The organism is Pseudomonas oryzihabitans (assembly GCF_024652905.1).
Classification (GTDB): domain Bacteria; phylum Pseudomonadota; class Gammaproteobacteria; order Pseudomonadales; family Pseudomonadaceae; genus Chryseomonas; species Chryseomonas benzopyrenica.
Window position 1 is genome coordinate 224,674 of record NZ_CP102429.1, and the last position, 20,604, is coordinate 245,277.

The 20,604-nt window shown below is 58.0% G+C and carries 18 protein-coding genes and 2 pseudogenes; 4 read left to right on the plus strand and 16 right to left on the minus strand.

Translation table 11 applies throughout. The features are described from left to right. Nucleotides 1-8: 8 nt before the first annotated feature. From NRG74_RS23750 to NRG74_RS23785, 8 genes are all read right to left on the minus strand, one after another. The gene (locus NRG74_RS23750; RefSeq protein WP_257706764.1) at nucleotides 9-479 is read right to left on the minus strand and encodes a hypothetical protein; all 471 of its coding nucleotides are present in this window, start codon (nucleotides 477-479) and stop codon (nucleotides 9-11) included. Between the two features lie 90 nt (nucleotides 480-569). Next, a complete protein-coding gene (locus NRG74_RS23755) occupies nucleotides 570-800 on the minus strand; it encodes a hypothetical protein (RefSeq protein WP_003292646.1) in 231 nt (76 codons plus the stop codon). 23 nt (nucleotides 801-823) lie between these two features. Further along, nucleotides 824-1,081, minus strand: a complete 258-nt coding sequence (locus NRG74_RS23760) for a DUF2933 domain-containing protein (protein ID WP_017642860.1) — start codon at nucleotides 1,079-1,081, stop codon at nucleotides 824-826. A gap of 32 nt (nucleotides 1,082-1,113) precedes the next feature. After that, a complete protein-coding gene (locus tag NRG74_RS23765) occupies nucleotides 1,114-1,431 on the minus strand; it encodes a co-regulatory protein PtrA N-terminal domain-containing protein (RefSeq protein ID WP_003292648.1) in 318 nt (105 codons plus the stop codon). A gap of 142 nt (nucleotides 1,432-1,573) precedes the next feature. Further along, nucleotides 1,574-1,930: a copper-binding protein gene (locus NRG74_RS23770; RefSeq protein WP_003298789.1), complete on the minus strand. Its 357-nt coding sequence runs from the start codon at nucleotides 1,928-1,930 to the stop codon at nucleotides 1,574-1,576. Continuing rightward, entirely contained in the window at nucleotides 1,927-5,085 is a 3,159-nt protein-coding gene (locus tag NRG74_RS23775; protein WP_257706765.1) for an efflux RND transporter permease subunit, read from the minus strand. Before NRG74_RS23775 ends, NRG74_RS23770 begins: the two co-directional genes overlap by 4 nt. Beyond that, nucleotides 5,082-6,533 (minus strand): efflux RND transporter periplasmic adaptor subunit, encoded by a 1,452-nt coding sequence (locus NRG74_RS23780; RefSeq protein ID WP_093256982.1) that lies wholly within the window; start codon nucleotides 6,531-6,533, stop codon nucleotides 5,082-5,084. Before NRG74_RS23780 ends, NRG74_RS23775 begins: the two co-directional genes overlap by 4 nt. Then, nucleotides 6,530-7,783, minus strand: a complete 1,254-nt coding sequence (locus NRG74_RS23785; RefSeq protein ID WP_257706766.1) for a TolC family protein — start codon at nucleotides 7,781-7,783, stop codon at nucleotides 6,530-6,532. Before NRG74_RS23785 ends, NRG74_RS23780 begins: the two co-directional genes overlap by 4 nt. A 263-nt stretch (nucleotides 7,784-8,046) precedes the next feature. On the opposite strand from NRG74_RS23785, the gene NRG74_RS23790 reads away from it, so the two are divergent. Further along, entirely contained in the window at nucleotides 8,047-8,220 is a 174-nt protein-coding gene (locus NRG74_RS23790; RefSeq protein ID WP_156522360.1) for a hypothetical protein, read from the plus strand. A gap of 32 nt (nucleotides 8,221-8,252) precedes the next feature. On the opposite strand, the gene NRG74_RS23795 is transcribed toward NRG74_RS23790, so the two are convergent. The 4 genes from NRG74_RS23795 to NRG74_RS23810 form a co-directional block, all read right to left on the minus strand. Further along, nucleotides 8,253-9,415 (minus strand): IS3 family transposase gene (locus tag NRG74_RS23795; protein ID WP_181126034.1). Its coding sequence is split into 2 segments (ribosomal slippage): nucleotides 8,253-9,160 and nucleotides 9,160-9,415, totalling 1,164 coding nucleotides; the frame shifts between segments, so codons are not numbered across the junction. A 101-nt stretch (nucleotides 9,416-9,516) separates the two neighbouring features. Further along, the gene (locus tag NRG74_RS23800) at nucleotides 9,517-11,880 is read right to left on the minus strand and encodes a heavy metal translocating P-type ATPase (RefSeq protein WP_081594550.1); all 2,364 of its coding nucleotides are present in this window, start codon (nucleotides 11,878-11,880) and stop codon (nucleotides 9,517-9,519) included. A 226-nt stretch (nucleotides 11,881-12,106) separates the two neighbouring features. Beyond that, nucleotides 12,107-12,460, minus strand: a complete 354-nt coding sequence (gene tnpC / locus NRG74_RS23805; RefSeq protein ID WP_017638586.1) for a Tn3 family transposase post-transcriptional regulator TnpC — start codon at nucleotides 12,458-12,460, stop codon at nucleotides 12,107-12,109. Then, nucleotides 12,457-15,471 carry a Tn3 family transposase gene (locus NRG74_RS23810; RefSeq protein ID WP_257706767.1) on the minus strand — a complete coding sequence of 1,005 codons (3,015 nt, stop codon included), beginning with the start codon at nucleotides 15,469-15,471 and terminating at the stop codon, nucleotides 12,457-12,459. Before NRG74_RS23810 ends, tnpC begins: the two co-directional genes overlap by 4 nt. Before the next feature lie 140 nt (nucleotides 15,472-15,611). On the opposite strand from NRG74_RS23810, the gene NRG74_RS23815 reads away from it, so the two are divergent. Next, the gene (locus NRG74_RS23815; RefSeq protein WP_257706768.1) at nucleotides 15,612-15,758 is read left to right on the plus strand and encodes an FCD domain-containing protein; all 147 of its coding nucleotides are present in this window, start codon (nucleotides 15,612-15,614) and stop codon (nucleotides 15,756-15,758) included. Nucleotides 15,759-15,800: 42 nt separating this feature from the next. Here NRG74_RS23815 and NRG74_RS23820 read toward each other — a convergent pair. The 3 genes and pseudogenes from NRG74_RS23820 to NRG74_RS23830 all read right to left on the minus strand — a co-directional run. Continuing rightward, a pseudogene (locus tag NRG74_RS23820) lies at nucleotides 15,801-16,191 on the minus strand (NAD(P)-dependent oxidoreductase); the annotation flags it as partial. Between the two features lie 186 nt (nucleotides 16,192-16,377). Beyond that, on the minus strand, nucleotides 16,378-17,346 hold the full coding sequence (locus tag NRG74_RS23825) for a DNA replication terminus site-binding protein (protein WP_257706769.1): 969 nt from the start codon (nucleotides 17,344-17,346) through the stop codon (nucleotides 16,378-16,380). Nucleotides 17,347-17,746: 400 nt separating this feature from the next. Then, nucleotides 17,747-18,460, minus strand: a complete 714-nt coding sequence (locus tag NRG74_RS23830) for a LysR substrate-binding domain-containing protein (RefSeq protein WP_074585321.1) — start codon at nucleotides 18,458-18,460, stop codon at nucleotides 17,747-17,749. Nucleotides 18,461-18,702: 242 nt separating this feature from the next. Between NRG74_RS23830 and NRG74_RS23835 the strand changes: the two are divergent. Next, nucleotides 18,703-19,352, plus strand: a pseudogene (locus NRG74_RS23835) (tyrosine-type recombinase/integrase); the annotation flags it as partial. Between the two features lie 104 nt (nucleotides 19,353-19,456). Next, nucleotides 19,457-19,708, plus strand: coding sequence for a hypothetical protein (locus NRG74_RS23840; RefSeq protein WP_017638774.1), 252 nt, complete (start codon nucleotides 19,457-19,459; stop codon nucleotides 19,706-19,708). A gap of 51 nt (nucleotides 19,709-19,759) precedes the next feature. Here the strand turns inward: NRG74_RS23840 and NRG74_RS23845 are convergent, their stop codons facing one another. Beyond that, nucleotides 19,760-20,536 (minus strand): cation diffusion facilitator family transporter, encoded by a 777-nt coding sequence (locus tag NRG74_RS23845; protein ID WP_017638775.1) that lies wholly within the window; start codon nucleotides 20,534-20,536, stop codon nucleotides 19,760-19,762. Nucleotides 20,537-20,604: the final 68 nt, after the last annotated feature.

Consider the following 20,604-nt stretch of genomic DNA (forward strand, 5'->3'; position numbering starts at 1 on the left):
AGCCACTGCTAAATCATATCGAAGAAGTGGATTCGGTGCGTTACATCCAAAGCCAAATAGATAACAGTGTCCTGCCCTTCTACCCACCGATTTACTTTTCTGGTAATTCCGCTGTACTGGTGGCCACCGAAACTTACCGTCCAGCGTTCCTCTTGGATGTCTGTGACAAGAGGTAGCAAGCTCTCAGACAGATTGTGATGGGAGTAAACCGTCTTACCGTCTACTACAACCGCAGTCGCGAAGCCAAAGGAGTGCTCAATAACGGCATCGATCCTTGAAGCGGTCTCAGGCCCGAATGCTGAGCTGTTGAGTAGCGTACGCTCTACTGCAGCGGCCTTTTCATTAAGCACTTGTGCATCTTTGCGTTCGAAATGGAGCTGACAAAAATAATTAAAGCTGATTGCGGCCGCCAGCAGCACAACCGTAACCACGAGCATGAGAGCTATCGCCATTCTGCTCGTCAGTGACACTTTTCCCATCAGTACGGTCCTGGTTAGGCCATCAAGCACAAAAAAGCAGGTGGGGCACCCCCCACCTGCTTCGATCATTGTTACTCACACCCTCATATCCTATGCTGCGTCTGGATTTTCGCCATTTTGCGAGTGGTCGGCTTTGGCGGCCCCCATCATCTCACGACACTCTTTCATCATTCCACGCATGTCACCCATCATTTCCATATGCTTGTCGCCGCTCATCATGCCGGTTTCTGAATGGCTTTGGTCCGCTTTATCTGCCGCTGCGAAACTCAGTCCGCTCGCCAAGGTGATTGCGATTGCTGTAACGGTGATGGCCTTTCGCATGTTAAATCTCCAAGTTCAGTGGGTTATTCGCTTTTGATTAACAAGGTGTTTTCGCCAACGTTGGGCTCCTTGGGCTTGTCGCACTTACCGCTAGACATATGCTTCATGCATACGACCATCATCAACAAGCAGGGCAAGAGAAAGAGCAGGCTTGGCAGCGTTGTTGCCAACGCCGCAGTGCTTTGGTTCAGTAGCATGTAGCCAACCACAGCTGCGGTTAACCCCGTTACGACCGGATTGCGCTGCAGTACGCTTTTAATCTTGGATATTATGCTGCTCATCTAACTATCCCTCGGATATTAAGCTTGGCAGATTAGCCATTGTTCACGCCAACTGGGGTGCTCAGGAACTCTACCGTATGGATCTTCCCGTCGGGGGTCTTGACCTTCATCTCATACGTCTGGACTTGGGCACTAGTTCTGTAGTTTTGAATCATTCGAGTCGTGCCGGTCGCCCCTGCAGGTGCGATGCTCAGCACTTGACCCTCTTTGACAAGCTCCTTAAGGGTGGGCTTTGCTCCTGCCGAGTCATTTAAGCGATTCAGCGTACGTTCGCTTCCGCCTTCGGCCATTGCAAGCGAGGAAGCAACGGTCAGAATAAAAGGAACGATTACTTTGGTTATGCGGTTCATGGTTTGCACCTCTTGGTTAGTTGATGCCTGTAGATTAAAGGCTTGCTACTTACAAGAAGGTGTTGCCAAGGTTACAAAGCGGTAATCGCTTCATTCTCGTGTTGGTACGACCGCCGCGCCTGCGGCGGTCGCTTTCTGCTCTTTACTGCTTTTCGATGCGCGTAATGGTGGAATCCATACCTTTCGAGGAGAACTCGAATTCGACCTGGTCCCCTTCTTTCAGCGTTTGGAGCTGATCAGGCTTTGCTTTGAAGCCCATCGTCATCGACGGCCAGCCCAACGCTTCGACCGGGCCGTGGGCAATGGTGACGGTTCCGCTCTCGGTGTTTACTTTCTTGACCGTACCTGTGGCTGTAGCGGTCTGTCCCGCCGACTTCTGGTCCATTGGCATGTTCATGCCTTTGTGATCCATCGGCATGCCGTCCATTGGCTCCTTGTCGGCGGCATAGGCGACTGGTACTAGGAAGAGTGAGGCAAGGGTGATGTGCTTGATGTTCATAGATGTTCTCCAGGGGAGTTGGTTGCGTGCTGGGCCTGCAATTGCCGGCGGCGCATCAGCAGGTAGGCTGCCGGCAGAACGAACAGGGAGAGCAACGGCGCGGTGATCATCCCGCCCACCATGGGCGCGGCAATACGGCTCATGATTTCGCTGCCGGTCCCGCCGCCCCAAAGGATGGGCAGCAGGCCAGCGATGATCACGGCGACGGTCATGGCCTTGGGGCGCACTCGCTGGACAGCACCTTCACGAATGGCGTCGAGCAGGACGCCTTCGCCATGGGCTCCAGCGTTAACCCGATCCGTCCAGGCGTTCTTCAAATACAGCAGCATAATGACGCCGAACTCAGCAGAAACGCCTGCCAGTGCGATGAATCCGATTCCTGTCGCTACGGATAGGTTGTACCCGAGCAGATATAGGAACCAGACGCCCCCGGTCAGAGCGAATGGCAGCGTAGCCATGATGAGCAGCGCCTCGCCAAAGCGGGCAAACGTTAGGTAGAGCAATACAAAAATGATCAGCAAGGTAGCCGGAACGACGAGCTTCAGCTTCGTGTTAGCGCGCTCCATGAATTCGAATTGGCCGGAATAGCTGATGCTCATGCCGGATTCGAGCTGGACCCCTTTGCTGATCTTTTCCCTCAGATCGCCCACCACAGCCGCCATGTCGCGGCCACGAACATCGACGTAAACCCAGCCCGACAGCCTTGCGTTTTCGCTTTTAAGCATGGGCGGTCCGTCTGTCACCTGTACTTTGGCCACGGTCCCCAACGTGATCTGGCTGCCTTGCGGCGTGTAGATCGGTAGGTTGCGCAGATCGGATATCGAGTCGCGCCACTCGCGGCCATAGCGGAGGTTGATCGGATACCTGGCGAGCCCTTCCACGGTTTCACCAATGGTTTGACCACCGATGGCACCGGCCACGATCGATTGCACGTCCGCGATATTCAGGCCGTAGCGTGCGGCGGCGACACGAACGATATCCACATCGATATACCTGCCGCCGGTCAGTCTCTCAGCAAGCGCCGAACTGACCCCAGGCACCGTTTTGGCGATTTTTTCCACTGCCTGGGTGGCTTTGTCGATCTGTGCCAAGTCAGTGCCATACACTTTCACCCCGATCGGGCTCTTGATACCCGTCGCCAGCATATCGATACGGTTTCGAATCGGCGGGATCCACAGATTGGCTAATCCAGGTACCTGTACGGTGCGATCCAACTCCTCAACCAGCTTGTCAGGCGTCATCCCAGGGCGCCATTGATCCTTCGGCTTGAACTGAATGGTCGTCTCGAACATTTCCAGCGGGGCGGGATCTGTAGCGGTGTCGGCTCGACCAGCCTTACCGAACACGTGTGCAACTTCTGGAACCGTTTTTATGAGCCGGTCCGTCTGCTGCAGTAGCTCAGAAGCCTTCTGAGCGGAGAGGCCTGGAAGCGCAGTGGGCATATAAAGGAGGTCACCTTCATCCAGCGGGGGCAAGAACTCCCCACCAAGGCGAGAGGCCGGCCACAAGCCTGTCAGGAAGACCAGAACAGCCACCAGCAGAGTCATCTTGGGCCAGCGCAGTACCGCGTCCAGGGCCGGCTTGTAGATCCAGATGAGGCCACGGTTGAGTGGATTACGGTGTTCGTCAGGGATTTTGCCCCTGATCCAATACCCCATGAGCACAGGAACCAGCGTGACAGACAGGCCCGCGGCGGCTGCCATTGCATAGGTTTTGGTGAACGCCAGTGGACCGAACAGCCGGCCTTCCTGCGCCTCCAGGGTGAACACTGGAATGAACGACAGCGTGATGATCAGCAGGCTGAAGAACAATGCCGGCCCCACTTCAACAGCCGCGTCAGTAATGACCTTCCAGTGCTCCTGGCCCTTCAAGGTGGAGTCAGGATGCCGCTTGTGCCAGGCCTCAATGTGCTTGTGGGCGTTTTCAATCATGACGATTGCTGCATCGACCATCGCTCCGATGGCGATCGCGATGCCACCCAACGACATGATGTTGGCGTTGATGCCTTGCCGCTGCATGATCACAAAAGCAATCAGGATGCCGATCGGCAACGACACGATGGCGACCAACGACGAGCGCAGATGCCACAGAAAAATCGCGCAAACTAACGCAACGACAATGAACTCCTCGATGAGCTTGTGCGTGAGGTTTTCAACGGCACTGTCGATCACCTTGCTACGGTCGTACGTCGTGACGATTTCGACGCCTTGGGGCAGGCTCGCTTTCAGCTCATCCAGTTTGGTCTGAACGGCAGCGATGGTTTCCCGAGCGTTCTTGCCGCTCCGCAGGATCACCACGCCGCCGACTACCTCACCTTCACCGTCAAGCTCGCTGATGCCCCGGCGCATTTCCGGGCCGAGCTGGATATGCGCAACGTCCCCTAGCGTCACTGGCACGCCGCCGTCGAGACGCAAAGGAATGGCTCGAAAGTCGTTGAGTGTCTTCAGATACCCGGTCGCACGGACCATGAACTCGGTTTCTGCTAGCTCTAGAACACTCCCGCCGGTTTCACGATTGGCCTCGTCGATAGCTTGAGCGATCTGCTGTTGCGTCACGCCCCGGCTGGCCATCCGTATAGGATCCATTACGACCTGGTACTGCTTGACCATCCCGCCTATGGGTGCGACTTCCGCCACGTTGGGTAGTGTCTTTAGTTCATAGCGCAGAAACCAATCTTGCAATGAGCGCAGCTGTGAGAGGTCATGCTTGCCCGTTCGGTCTACCAAGGCATATTGGTAAATCCAACCGACACCTGTGGCGTCAGGCCCCAAGGCGGGTTTGGCGGCGGCAGGGAGCCGGCTCTGAACCTGACTCAGGTACTCCAGCACACGTGAACGGGCCCAATAAAGGTCTGTGCCGTCTTCGAACAGGACGTACACGTAGCTGTCCCCAAAGAAGGAGTAGCCGCGAACCGTTTTGGCACCGGGAACAGACAGCATGGTCGTCGTAAGCGGGTAGGTGACCTGATTCTCGACAATCTGCGGCGCCTGCCCTGGGTATGGCGTGCGAATGATGACCTGAACGTCGGAAAGGTCTGGCAACGCATCGACAGCAGTGTTCTTGACCGACCAGATACCCCAGGCCACCGCGAACAAAGTGGCCAGCAGGATCAGAAAGCGGTTGGCTACTGACCATCGGATTATGGCTGCAATCATTTCTGGCCCCCGAGCTTCTCGATGCGCTCGATGACCAGGCCTTCGTCGCTTTCACGCACGCCCACACGGACGCGGTCGTCGACTTGCAAGCCTGACAGCAGGGATTGATCCGCAACCGGAAAGGACATGGTCATCCCAGGCATGTTCAGCGTCTTGAACGGCCCATGCGACAGGCCAACCATGCCATCTTCCAGGCTGACGATCGTACCTTCAGCCTCGTGCAGCGCAGTTTCTGTAGAAGTTGCAGGCTCCTCCAAACCCTGAGCGGTCAGCCCGCGTAGGCTCGCCTCTGAATCCAGGAGAAACTGACCGGACGCCACGACCTTCTGACCGGCTTCCAGCCCTTCAAGCACCTCTGTCTGGTCATCGAATTCCCGGCCTGTGCGAACCTCAATCGGGCGGTAACGGCCTTGATCCTCGGCCAGCATCACCAATGCGCGCCGACCGGTGCGAATGACCGCCTCGGACGGGATGACCAAGACATCTTCGACGTTGCGACTCAACGTCACCTCGGCCGTCATGCCGGGACGAAGCCGTTGTTGCGGGTTAGGTAGCTCGACCCGGACACGCACAGTGCGGCTATCCAGGTTGGCCTGCGATAGTACCGTCTGGATCGTTCCTTCCAGCGTTTCACCCGCAAAAGCGGGCAGGCGCGTTGTTACTGATTGCCCTGGCGCTAAATTTGCGCTCCGCGCCTCTGGTACTGCAACTTCTAGCCAAACCGTGTCCAGCCCGTTGACGCGCGCAAGAGTAGCGCCGGCGGGTACGGTCATGCCCTCGCGAACGTCGAGGCTGTTCAGCACGCCGCCTATTGGACTCGTCACTGTCCAAACGGGGCGCGCTTTACCAGTTCGTTCTAGCTGCACTATGACTTCTGGCGGCATGCCAGCAAGGCGCAACCGCTGGCGAGCCGCTGCGAGCAGCTGGGGTTGGCCGACCCCTTTGAGCGCCAGGTACTCTTCCTGTGCGGCAGCCCATTCGGGAACCAAAAGATCGGCTAACGGCGCGCCTTTTTCGATGACATCCTCCGGTGCTCGGTCGTAAACGCGCTCGACAAAGCCACCGGCACGCGCCTGCACAACCGCCACGTCTCGCTCGTCAAACATCAACGCGCCTGTCGCTTCGAGCGACTGGCTGATCGATTCACGCGTTACGGTTGCCAAGCGCACGCCGAGATTCTGCGTCACGCTCGGGTCGATACTGATCGATGCCCCGTCGCTTCCCTCATCTGCATAGCGTGGAATCAATTCCATATCCATGAATGGCGACTTGCCCGGCTTATCGAACTTTTGCTGGGGGACCATAGGGTCATACCAATAGAGCACTTCCTTGTCTTCTTCTGCAGGCGATTGTCCGAAGGCTGCGGTAGGCAGACCGATTAGCGCTGCAGCGCTAATCATCAGAGGCAGACTGAAGGCGAGTACCAGCCGCTTGTGTTGGAATGTCATGGTCGGGTATCTCCAAAGGCGAAATGCAGGCGGGCATTGCTCAACGATCGATCGCGGGCGACGTCAATACGCCGTAGCCGGGTCTCCACAAGCTGTCGTCGCGCTTCGATCACAGCGGTCAGCTCACCGCTTCCGGAGCGGTAATCGGCCATGGCAAGGCGGACCTTCTCTTCAGCGAGGGGTAGTAAGGTTTTGTCGAGGCGGATGAGTGCGCGGTCCAGACGCTGATACTCAGCGAGGTCAGTACTCAGCTCTTGGTTGTACAGGCGCAAGGTCGCTTGGCGCTGAGCCTCGATCTGGGCAAGGCGAGCTCGTTCGGCCGCGATCTTCGGATCCTGCCGAGAGCTGGTAAACAGCGGCAGGTCGAAGCTGACGCTGAGGTTCACCATGTCGCCGTACTCACGGCCACGTCGCAGGTAGTCGATCCCCCAACTCCAATCCGGTGTTTTCTCTGCGATGGCCTGGTGAACCTTTGCCTCCGCTTCACGAGTCATCGGGTCGAAGGCGAGTAACGCCGGGTGCCGGTTCAGGTTGTGCTGATAGTTATCAACGGCGGCAAGCCATTGCGGCCAGTCACCTGTAAGCGGCTGGCCTGCTAGCTCGCCTATCCAGCGCCGGAGGCCGGCCCGCGCAACAGCCTGGTTACGCAGCAGCTCATCCTCTTGTTCAGCCAGCAATGCTGCCTCTTGCCTCGGAAGTACGCTGTCTGCGGTTTGTCCGCTGCCGCCAGCAATGCGGGCCTGAACAGCCCGCGAAAGGAGCTGATTCTCGCTGTAAAGCTGCTTGAAAAGGCTTAGCTTCTGCTCGACCGCGAAGCTAGCGATCCATGCCTCGGCGGTTGCTTGGCGCACACCGAGACGTTCAACCGTTTGCTGGGCGTTTGCGAGCGCAACACTAGCCTGCGCGGCCTCGACACGAGCGCGCCTTTTCGCTCGGTTTGGCACATCTTGCATGACCCCAACCATTTGCATGGTCATGGCCTCTTGCTCCAACTGCCAGCGAGCGTCACCTTCGATGGGCACGCTTTGCAGTCCAAGCTTAAGTTTAGGGTCAGGAAGCTCGCCGGCAGGGATTGCAGCGCTGCGTGCGGCCACCAGGTTGGCGGCTTGCGCATGCAGCGAAGGCGCGTCTTGCTCGGCCACGCTCAGAGCTTGTTCTAAGGTCAAAGCGGACGCTAACCCTGGAAACGAGAGCGCGCCCATGATCAAGGCGGCCACGTACGGCAGCGCCCAATAAATACGGGGTTTCATTTGCGAAGGATTCCTGATCTTTCATGCGAGCCAAAGGCGCGCAGTAGCCGGCCCGAATGCTCACTCGGGCGGTTCCTATAATTTGATCGGAATTAGACGCGGGGTGGACGCCAGACGGCGTCTAAAAGGCTAGAGGAGATCAGGCCGTTATAGGGAGTGGTCACGGGTTCAGCAGCAGGCATCAGCTGGGCTTTTATTGAGACAAGCTGAAGGATACTTGCAGTTTTGCATTCTTGGCCCGTCTTGCAGACGGTCTTCGTTCCATGCTCATTCGCTTCACAGCACTCGTGTTCAGCACCGTCATCGGCGCCAACCATCGAAGCGTGGTCGGTCGTCATGGCGCCCACACCTTCCATATCGGACATCACGTGATGCCCGGACGATCCAACCGGCATGAGCATTTCCGCTATCCCATTGATCGGAAGCGCAAGCACTAGCAGCAGGATAAGGAAGGAGCGCATTGTAGTGGTCAACCCATCCCGGACAGTGGGTTAAGTTTTTCTTCGGCCACCGCAGGCGGTAGCCCATCGTTGAATTGATGCGGCCTGATCCAGTTGTAGCGGTGCATCAGGTAATGACTGATGTCCCGTTGGGCCTCCTGAGCTGTCAGGTAACCGGTCTGTGGAATCCACTCCGATTTCAAACTGCGGAACAATCGCTCCATCGGCGAGTTATCCCAGCAGTTGCCCCGGCGGCTCATGCTCTGTTCCATCCGATATCGCCACAACCGTTGCCGAAACAGGCGGCTAGCGTATTGGCTGCCCTGATCGGAATGAAACAGTACCTGCTGCGGTTTGCCACGCTGTTCGTAGGCCATGTCCAGCGCCTTGATCACCAACTCAGCATCCGGCTTGGCAGAAATCGCCCAGCCGACTACTCGTCTTGTATGCAGATCCAACACCGCCGCTAAGTAATGCCAGCGACCTTGTGCCCAGATGTAGGTGATGTCGCCGCACCACACCTGATTGGGGCGCTCAGTGGTGAACTCGCGGTTCAGCCGGTTCGGGATATCTGGTCGCTCAACCGTAGCCTGCTTGTATGCGTGCGAGCCTGGCTGCTTGCTGACCAAGCCCAACTCACGCATCAACCGACGCACATGAAAACGGCCAATGCTGACGCCATCCTCACGCAGCATACCCAGAATGCTGCGACTGCCAGCCGAGCCTCGACTCTGGTTGAACAGCTGGTTAACCTGACTGCGCAGTGCAACGCGGCATGCATCAACACGGCAGCGTCGAAGCCGATGGGCGTAGTAGCAAGACCGCACCACGCCGAAGGCTGAACAGACCACTTCCACCGACTCCCGCTCACTTAACTGGTCTATCAGCGCGTACGATTGAACTCGTCCGACATCAAGAGAGCGGTAGCCTTTTTTAGGATCGCTTTCTCCCGTTCCAGTCGGTCGATCCTGGCTTCCAGCTCCTGGATTTTCTGCTGTTCGGGCGTCAGTGCTTTGCTCTTCGGGGTAACGCCCACGCGCTCCTCTTGAAGCTGTTTTACCCAACGGCGCAGGGCCGACTCAACCACTCCCAGTGAACGAGCTGCTTCGATATGGCTGTAGCCCTGATCGAGCACCAGGCAGGCGGCCTCTCGTTTGAACTCGGGCGTAAAGGAACGACGTTGCTTGGTCATCAGACACCTCTCTATGGCGAGCATTCTCGCCCTAAATGGGTGTCCGGAATCAGTAGACCACTACACTTCGCAACCGAAGCCTAAGCCTAAGCCGACAGGCTTCAAACTACACGCGTTTGACGGAGCCGGAGTGCGTTGAACACAACCGATGCTGAGCTGAGGCTCATGGCCAGGGCAGCAATCATCGGAGACAGCAACAGTCCGAAGAACGGATAGAGCAGACCTGCGGCAATCGGGATGCTCAACCCGTTGTACATAAAGGCAAACAGAAGGTTCTGACGCATATTGCGAACCGTCGCCACCGAAAGCGTGCGCGCGCGCAGTATCCCCATCAGGTCACCTTTAACGAGCGTAACTTGGGCGCTGTTCATGGCGACGTCAGTGCCCGTGCCCATCGCTATGCCGACATCAGCCCTGGCGAGCGCCGGCGCATCATTTATTCCGTCGCCTGCCATGGCGACTACTTTACCTAGGGCTTGTAGCTTAACCACCAGCGCCTCCTTGTCTTGCGGCTTCACTTCGCCATGCACCTCATCGATCGATAGCTCACGAGCCACCGCGCGGGCAGTGGTAAGCCCGTCGCCGGTGGCCATGATGACTTGCACGCCCTCCGCTTGGAGCCGCGCTACAGCTTCCTTGGACGTCGGTTTGATTGGGTCCGATACGGCCAGCAAGCCGGCAAGTGCCCCATCAACAGCCAGGTAAACAATGCTGGTACCGCTCTCGCGCATTTTTTCTGCCTGATATTTCAACGGCTCGACGCTCACACCCGCATCTTCCATAAGCGCGGTGTTGCCTAGCTGTAGCTGCTTGCCTTCCACCAGACCACGGACTCCGATCCCTGACCCTGACTCGAAGGTCTCTGGCTTCGCCAACTGGATACCTTCGCTTCTGGCATGGTCTACGATCGCGTGGGCTAGGGGATGCTCACTACCTTGATCCAAGCTGGCAGACAAACGGATGACTTCCTGCGAGTCAAACGGCGTGACGCCTATGGCCCGATCGAAGACAGGTCGGCCCTCGGTCAAGGTTCCTGTTTTATCGACAATCAGCGTGTCTACCTTACGGACATTTTCGATGGCGCCTGCGTCTCTGAAAAGCACTCCACTTCCAGCCGCTTTGCCTGTGGCAACCATGATCGACATAGGCGTTGCCAGGCCAAGTGCGCAAGGGCAAGCAATGATCAAAACCGCAACTGCATTGATCAGGCCGAATACCCAGCCCTGGTCAGGCCCGAACAGGCCCCATGCAAAGAATGTCAGCAAGGCGATACCGATGACCGTCAGCACGAAATAACCTGCAACCGTGTCTGCCATTCGCTGCATGGGTGCTTTGGAGCGTTGTGCATTCGCAACCATCTGGACGATTTGTGAAAGCATGGTCCCGGAGCCAACCTTAGTGGCTCGCATGACAAGCGAGCCGCTCGTGTTCATCGTCGCGCCGATAAGCGAATCGCCTGTCCGCTTCGTCACCGGAACCGGCTCGCCCGTTAGCATGGATTCATCGACGGCGCTCTCGCCCTCCAATACCTCTCCATCAACGGGTACCTTTTCACCAGGACGAACGCGCAGATGGTCGCCCTCATGAACATGTGTGAGCGGGATGTCCTCCTCTGAACCATCTTTGGCGATACGGCGAGCGGTTTTAGGTGATAAGCCAAGCAGGGACTTAATTGCCGAGGACGTCTGCGAGCGGGCCTTCAATTCCAGCAACTGGCCCAGCAGAGTCAATGAAATGATCACCGCGGCGGCTTCGTAATAAACGCCTATCCGGCCGCCTACTGTGAATGACTCTGGAAACATGCTCGGTAAGAGGGTTGCTACGACGCTGTAAATATAGGCAGCCCCCGTGCCAAGCCCGATCAAGGTCCACATGTTTGGGCTGCGATGTTTGACCGAGGCGAGACCGCGCGCGAAAAATGGCCAGCCTGCCCACAAGACAACCGGGGTCGTGAGGGCCAGTTCAACCCAGTTCTGGCTAGCCCCGTGAAACAGCGGTATCGCATGTCCCGCCATGGCCAATAGTGTCACTGCTACGGTCAGGGGCAGCGACCACCAGAATCGTTTCGAAAAGTCCTTGAGTTCAGGATTTTCCTCCTCGTCGAGTTCAGGAATCAGCGGTTCCAATGACATCCCGCAAATAGGGCAATCACCTGGCCCCATTTGGCGGATTTCAGGGTGCATTGGGCAGGTGTACTCTGTCGTTGCATCACCGGCGGGTGGTTTCTGTGCGGGTGGGGTAGATGCCCGAGAGGAGGTCCCATGAGCCTGCGGTGCAGCGAGATATCGAGCAGGGTCGGAACGAAACTTGGTCTGGCAACCCTGGCTGCAGAAGCGGTAAGTGCTTCCCTGATAATGCTCTTGATGCTCGCTATCCTCTTCCACCTTCATCCCGCAGACGGGGTCGGTGAGTGCTGCAGTACCTTTCGTTTGGTCGGGCTGGTGATGGCACTGCTGAGAGGACATACGGGGCACCTTATGGATTGGTTAGCGACGAACTTGGCCTATTGCAGGGACATTTGCGGTTTTTCAATGCTTGCAGCGTCTGACAGCCAATATATGCAAAGCGTCCTGACCAAAGGCTGAAGTAACCATTACATTTCTGTCAGGTTCTCTGGTATGTCAGGTCGTATGTATGTTGAAGCGAGCTGCTGAAAAAGTAGCTCGCGCAGATACCGCCTGCTGGCCTAGCCTATGCCTCCATTGTTCGATGCTCGGCCGCTTCATTTTGATGAATACCGAACCGTGCAAAAGCCAGCGCCTCAAGATCCGTCTGTAGAGATTCGGCCTCTGCCCAGATACAGGCACTCTCGGCAGGCACCGTAAGAGCGATGCCCTCAACTATCGTCAGAACCATCGCATGCAATCTCAGCAGCTCATCGCGAATGGCGGTGGTTCCGCCCATTTCTAGCGAGCAGGCGTCCAATCGATCAACCAGCCGGAGCAGTTGAGAGGTGTCGAAGCCGTCGCGCAAGTTTTCCAACGCCACTGCATCGACTTCGCCGTACGGTGTAACGCGAAAGGATGCGGGAGGAACATTGATCATGTGGTTTTCTCGGTATCTAGCTGGCGAGGGGTGATCACCCGCAGCGAGCCGGCAGCTTGTTGGAACACCAAGTCCTTGATCCAAGGCTCCGGTGGCCGGTTGAGCTTGAGGTTGAATTCGCCGAAGCGCTTGACGTTGCTGGTCAGGTAAGGGCTGAGAAAAGACACGTCCTCGTCGGTGAACTGCCAACCCTCTCGGGCCAATTTCTTCAAGATGCGCATCATATCCACGGTGTTCTGCAGGATCACCGATGAGGCCACCATGTCGTTGTAGCGCAGACGTTTTTGCTGTTCGTCCGGATCGTTTTCGGCAATCACGTCGCCACCGAACGAAAGCCACTTCGAGAAACCGTTGTAGGACTCGATCTTGTTGGTGTTCGCGGTGACTTCCTGGCGCAACTCGCGGCTGCCGATCCAGTTGAGCAGGAAGATCGTGCGGATCACGCTGCCCAGCGCCTGTGCCGCATGGTAGAGCTTGTTTCGCCGGCTGTAGGAGCCGAGTTTTCGCAGCAGCATAGGCGAGGAGATTTTGCCGACTTGGATGGACAGCGCGACCTGCATCAGATCTTGCCAGTGGGTTTCGATCAAGTGCCAGTCGGCAGTGTCGGTGAACAGGCGGTTGATATGCTTGTACGACGCGCCGCGATCCGGCCGGCACATCACCAGGTCACGCCAGTTGCGGATACGCGGCATCAGGTTGATGCCCAGCAGATGGGTGAAGGCAAAAACTGTCGCCGATTGCCCCTGCGTATCTGAATACACAGTGTCTGCCTCAACACTGAGATCAGCCTTTAGCAGCCCCTCAATTACGTAAATCGCCTCCCAGATGCCAGGTGGGATGAAGTGCTGGAACACAGCGATGTAGTTGTTGGCCACGTGCCGATAGGCCACGGCACCCATCTTGCGGTAGCGGAAGTGGTAGCCGGCCAGCAGGTTGTCATCATAGAAGTCGAACTGCGTGCCGTCCGCTGCCACCGCCTTGCCATCGCCCCAGAGCTTAGGCAGATCAAGTTGCAGATAGAGTTCCACCAGCTCGCGGTTAGCCTTGTCCAGCTTCTCCAACGATAGGTGGCGGCGATTCGTATAGGACAGCATGTGTGGCGTGACATTACCGGCCAGATGCCGCGCGGCCTGGTTGGGGCCGAGATTGCAGCCCATTGCGAAGATGGTCATCAGATAGCGCTCGGCAGGCTCTTTGAGCTTCGGCTCGTTACCGGACATGGGACCGAAATGCCGCGTGAACTGAATCCAGTGCTCGATGCTGGCCATGATGTCGAGCACGTGCCTGGCCGGCATGCGCTGCATAAGCGCCGTCTGTAGTGAGATGGCCGAAGGTGGGATGTCCCGCGCCGTTACTCGGCGCAACACCGGTTCTCCGGCTTCGTTAATTGATACGTCCCCTCGGCAAGATGGGAATTTGTCGTCCAGTTGTTGCGCGGTTTCCTCCAGCTGGGTCTTGAGGGAGCCAACAAACTCCTTCGCCGTGCCTGGCAGCCCGACCTTTTCGCAGTAGGCCGGTAGTCGCTGCAGGCATTCTTCCCAGGGCAGCAACTGCTTGCGGTAGTCGGCGAAGGATTCCGACCCCTGTACACACATGTCACCCGATCGCAGCTCGCTGGCCAGGTAGGAGAATACGCAAACTTCCAAATAGCGCCGGTTGGTCGGTGGCCCCTCACTGGCAGGACGACGAACGACCTTGACCCAGCGCTCCGACGCAAACGACAAGTCGATGTGCTCGTCGATCCATTCGCGGCGTAGATTCTCGCTGTCCTGGATCAGTTGAAGATTCTGAACCAGCGATCGATCCTGAGTCGTGGGCTCCAGTTGGAGAAGGTGGCTGAGACGGAACAATAACGAGCGATGGGACTTGAAGTGCTTCCAGATCAGCGGCAGATAGTTATTACCGCCGGTAGCCTGTACTTCGGCGCAAGTCTCACGCAACCGATCCAAATTGCCACCGGGGGAGAGGTATTCCCGAATCAGACTGCCAGCCTCCTGGTCATCCGGTTCTTGAACCAGAATCTGCACCACGCCATCCAGGGTCGCCGCCAACTGCTCCAGCTTCTGGCGTTGCCGCGCCTGGATTCGCTCCAACTCCTCCTTGGCGCGTTTATGGATCGTCGAAATCCGTCGGATGAACATCTCGGCCAGGTGATCCCGGGTCCGCACGCGCATGCGGTAGATCAAGGCCAGCATCAGCGTGTAGCGTTTCGGCAGTGAGCAGTCCTTCAGCTCGGCTACATCCGACGCCGCGGCTTGGGCAGCGAAGTGGCGGATCTTGGTGTCGACTATTCCTCCAAAAATGGCATCCAGATCCCCGAGGCTCTCGAGCCAAGCCAGATGATCGATCAGCACCTCCAAGTGCTTGCGAGATGGCTTCTTGGGCGCCTGCTTCAGCGCATTGAAGTCGCTCTGGCGTCGGCCGAAATCAGTGTCGAGCAGATCCTTTAACTTGTGGATCACCTCGACTGGCGTTCTGGTTACTACGAGGTTGAATATTGCCTCTTGGGATTCGGCATGAATTCGCTCAGCGAGATCATTCAGGGTCGAGTACGCAGGGAGCTCATAATCCTGGCTGATCAGTTCTTCGATTACGGAGTTGATGATGTCGGCGCGTTGGTCAAGCACAAACGACATTGCTTTGGCATGCCGCTCGGCGAGCTCCATGGCATCAGAGCCGTAGAATGCCGTCACACCGAGGCGAGCTCGGATCGCGTTCATGTGGCGATATTGTTGGAACCACTTGTATTCCGCGAGTTTCACCTTGCTACGCTGACCCAACTCTCCGCGAATGAAGTCCACCAGTTGAATAGGTACGTCGGTGATATCAGGAACATATCGGAGCACCTGAAAGGTTTTTAGGAGAACGGCGAGATTGAGGTGAAAGGGGGCCTTGGACTTGCTTCGTACCCACTTAATCTCATCATCTGAGAACGAAAAATCACGCTGCAGCTCAGCTTTTGAATACGCCTTTGGCAGAGTGGGATACGCCGTACGCTCTAATGAAGCCATAGGAACTCCTTTTCTGAGGAGTCAGAAAAGATAGTCCACGATCAGAGGCTGTGCGGTCGACTTGGTAAATTCTCTTGGCATCAACACGTTACGTGCGAAGTGAGTGAATTTTCCTTATATCTCGGCATGACCCCCTGACCATGTCGGGGATGCATCATAGCGAGCGTATCTACGAAGAGCATCTGCAGATCCTCAATACCATGGAGAACCGTGACAGCGAGGCGGCTAGTCATGCCATCCATCATCACATCGATGACTTCCGGCGGGTGATCATCCGTACGCTTTGAGCTGATTGGTTTTTAGCTCCGTGTTCCTATGTTTAACTACATTTACGTAGAGGCTACATAAGCGATACTGCAGAGCCGGTAGGTCGAAGGTGTCTTGAGTGGCACCAGTTCGCCCTTCTCCATATTCACCATCTCCCCCATACGAGTCCGTGTTTCCACCTTGGCACTGGCGCAATGGGGCTGCAGCACGACTCGCTGGCCCTGCCTCAGCGCGTCGGGGACTCTTGGCTCGTCGACGAAGACACCCAGTCCAGCGCCGCAATGTGGCCTTCACGCAAGGCGGCTATGAGTGCGCGCTCATCGACCAACTTCCACGGGCGATGTTTATTAAGAAACCACCGGTGTCTAGTGCTTCAAGTACCCGGGCATTGATGATCCCGGCCGCCTTATCCGCCGCCGCGGCAACGATCAGCGCATCGCCCTGGCGGGCGATACAACGATGGGAGCACCCAATCTATCTTTTGATACGGGTGGCGGTGATTTTCTTCTGACGATCGCAGCGCTTAGCAATTAGGGCAGACCTCTGGGCAAACCTATGCCGGCTGGTCCCATTAGGATCGCCTGCATCACGTTGACAATCATCCCCTCGCAAAGCCACATCTGAGCTCAGGCATTAAACCTATGACTCGTAGGTGATGCCGCCCAGTCGATAGGTCGAAGGCGTCCTGAGTGGCACCCGATCACCCTCCTCCATATTCATCCGCTGGCCATCGGTGGGCAGGTAGAGGTTGCGCTCTGCCCAGACCTCAGCCCGCGCCTTCACGTCGCCGCGCTGCCGGCCGCGCGCCGCACGATCAAAGTCGCGCAGCGCGGAGACCTTCGGCTCGGCCTCGCCGGCGAGCACGAACACCGGCAGGTTGGCCTTGATGATGGCGTCCCACTTCTCGCCGCGCCCCCCAAACCAGAGCGTGCAGCGTGGATGTGGCGCCACGACCTTGTGCTTGATCAGCACCTGGTCGTCCGCCAGGTTCGCGATCGTGCGCAGATCCTGGTATTCGGGCGTCTGCTCGAGCGGTATCCCCTGCTGCTGCGCCCTACTCTCGGCCTCCGCTCGCAGCTGCTCGCGCACGGTGGCCACCGGCACCCGCTGGTTGCTGGTGGTGTGGCCAGCCCAGGTGAACGAGATCCGCCGCGGCGCGCCGTCGAAGGCGTGGATGGTGCGCTGTAGCTGCTTGGTGGTAACGCCGGCGCCGAGGGCACGCCGGAGCAGCCGCGGCCGCATCTCGGGGGTGTAGCCCAGGGCAACCCGAAGCGCCTCGATCTCGTCGGTGACCACCTGCTTGCTCGCATTGATGGCCAGCACCTGCGGCAGTACGCTCGCCTGCAGGCGAAAGTATCCCGGCAGGCGCATGACGGTGCCGGCGGCTTGGCCAACGTCGCGCTGGTGGCTGGCCAACGCCGCGGTGGCCAACGCGATCGCCGCCTGGCCCTCGGCCTCCTGGACCTCGAGAACGTCCGGCGTCTTCTGCTCGTTCAGCAGCGGCACCTGCCACACGCGGCCCTCGACCACCAAGCCTGGCCAGGTCGAATTGAAGCTGGCCAACTGCTCGACGAGCACCTGGTGCGCACGCTGGATCCCTTCGTACATGGCGGTGACCTCCTCACGGGCGATGTTCCCAACCACTGAAATATACCACCCCTGTACAACACACGCCCCTATCCAACCTCTCCCCCTTCCACCCCAGGGCCACTTCGCCCCTTTCCTTCCTTCTCTCCTTCTCTTTTTTCCTTCCCTTTCCCTTCTATCGCGCGCGGGGCGCGGGCCGATAATGGGGGGAGCCCGGGTGGAGGGGGTGCAGGGGGGATTGGAGTAAGGGGCACGTGCAGGGGTGGTATATTTTCGGAAGCGAATCCGGTGCTTAGCTGTAGCTGCGCTGGTTACCTTAGAGAGGTACTGCCAACGAATAACGGGCGCGCTTCCTGTAGATTCACAAGAAAGGACTATCAGCTGTTACCGCTCCTATCACCCTCTTCATCCAGTGAGATATCTATAGATATCGCTTCACGAGCTTCAGGTCCCTCGCCAACTGGACCCGCATGAAAGCCAGCAGCTTTTTAGCCGACTCCGCGAGTGGTTTCCCTGGACGAAATAGGAGAAGGCTTCGCGTTCGAATATCGAGATCGAACGCCTTGACCACTACCCCGCGATCAATAAAATCCACCGCAGCCAAAGGTTTGATGAAGGCGATACCAATACCCTGCGAAACCGTACTGCAGATCGTGTGTGCATCGGCCGTCTCGACACGGACGTTGAGCGAAACGTTTTCCAGGTCGAGTGCCACTTCTAAGCAACGCCGGCCACTGTCCTCCGGATTGAGGGCGATAAAGTCGTAGCCACTCAGGTCCTTGGCACAAATCGAAGACTTGTCAATCAGCGGGTGCCCCTTAGGCAAAGCGATCACACCAGGTTCATTGATGAGTTCGGAATGTTCGAGCCTAACCACAGGCATTTCATCCGCCATCACCCCGAAGTCGCAAAGACCGGCGGATACCTCTTGATGTACCTCTCGCGAGCTTTGCACACGTAAGGACACGCGAATATCCCGCTCCGCTAGATCAAATTCCGCCAGCGCCCGAGGCGTGAAGGTATTGCCGACCACGGGATGCACCGCAATGGCCAGCCTTCCAGTACCGGATTGCTTCAGGCTCTTGATCCGGTGCTCGATGGCATCCATGCCCACGAACAGCTTATCGTCCACCATCAGGGCGTGCGCTTCCTCGGTTGCGACCAGCCGGCCACCCGTTCGGTGAAAGAGCTGGATTCAGTCGCTCCGACCATTCCCTTGTTTCTGGTTGCCCCAAGTGGTACTAAAAACAGCCTCAAAAGCCCGCCCAGTGCGGGCTTTGTTGTTTCTGGTGGTTCCATGTAGTCTCTGGTCATTCCACCGCACCGTGTATGCCGATGTGTATGCCGCGGGAAAATTCGAACCAAAGGCATACAAGGATGAAGCGCCAGGACATCAAGCGTCGCTCCCTCTCCGATACCACCCTCTCCAGCCTCGAGCCTGAAGCCGCTGTCTACCGCGAGCAGGATGGCAACGGCCTGTACTTCCGCGTCAAACCCAACGGCCAGAAAAGCTGGGAGCTTCGCTACAACAAGCCCGACGGCAAATGGTCTTGGCTTGGCCTGGGCGCCTACCCTGCCGTGACCGGTGCCGCCGCCGCACCAAGGCTGCGGAGCTGAAAGCCGAGGCCGCCAGCGGCAAGAGCCCTATGGTGACCAAACGTGAGCGCAAGGCCGCCGAGGCGCTGGCCGCAACCAACACCTTCGAGAAGCTGGCTCGCGAGTGGTATGACGCTCGCAAGCCGCGCTGGGAGGAAGGCACCGCCCGACGAATCATCGGCGCCCTCGAGCTGCATGTCTTCCCGGCCTACGGGCCGCGTCCCTTCACCGACATCATGCCCATCGAGTGGATGGAGTTTTTAAGGGGCATGGAGCGCAAAGGCATCATCGACCAGATGGGCAACGTGCGCCGCTTCTGCAAGGAGATCTACGACCTTGCCAGGGTCACCGGGCGGGCCACGCACAACCCGCTTGAAGGGCTGCACCGGTTCTTGCAGACCAAGCCGGCCAAGAACTACGCCCACGTCTCGCCGCCGCGTCCGCTGCGATGTTCGCAAGCGACGAGGGCCGCGCCTGGCTACAGCTGGCAGGACGTCAGCAGGCACGGCACCTCCGCGCAGTCCTAGGCGAAGGGATGGTCGCTAGCAGCGATTGCGAGCAAGCGGCCCGAGGACGCTTCGAACGTTTGCTGGCAAAGCTGGTGGACGCGGCTGGGATCGGGCTCGAGCCGGCCGACACAGATCCGCACGAACAGGCGCTGCAGGTGCTTCCCGCCGTAGCCTACGAACTCACGGGCCAGGAAGCATCGAGTCCCACAATGCTCGCCCGGAAGCGGGCCAACCTACTTGTGCTGCTCGAGGAGAAAGGCCAGCAGCGCACCGCCTAGCTCTTCCTGGCCAGCGACAGGCCGCCTACGGGCGGCCTTTCTCATTCGACGTCATTCGCCACACCTGCCATTGGAGGAGCAGCAAGCAGCTACCGAAGCGCGATGTTCAGGCTCAGCGATGACAGCTAGCGCCTTACTTCCGCAGCATGAAGGCGCAGGGTTATCTTGCATTGAAGCGGGTCGTGCCTCCTGTGGCCGTGCAACCTGCCCTTCCGCACCACGGCGCCATGCGCCGTAGGCTTCACGACTAACCTGCCAAGCCGAGTGCAGGAACAGCGCGGCGATGGCAAGGCCGACCAGGACGTCTGGCCAGAGGCTGCCAGTGACAGCCACCAGGACGGCGGCCAGCACCACGCTGGTATTGGCGACCAGATCGTTCCGTGAGCAGATCCAGGTGGACCTCATGTTGAGATCGTCCGCCCGATGGCTGTACAGCAGATAGAAGCAGTAGGTGTTGGCCAAGAGTGCAACAAGTCCGACAGTGCCCATCCAGTCAGCCTGGGGCACCTCCTGCAAGATCACCTTGCGCACCGCGTCCGCAATCACCAGCACGCCGAACAGCAGCATGAAGCCACCTTTCACCAGGGCAGCACCAGCGCGTGCTCTATCGCTCCGATGCAACACGAACAGCGTCAGGGCATAGACCGAGGCATCGCCGAACATGTCCAGGGAATCCGCTAGCAGCGCCGTCGAGCCGGCCAGCCAACCGGCAGTGAACTCCACCCCGAACATGACAGCATTGACCGTCAGCACGATGTAGAGGACTCGACTCTGCCGACTCCGCAGCTGAGCCAGCTCACCAGCCTTGTTTTCGCAGCAACTGTCCATGGCAACCTCTCTGCAACACTCAGGATTTGGCTTAGGCTGAGGGTTATAGTCACTATAAGGTCAATGCC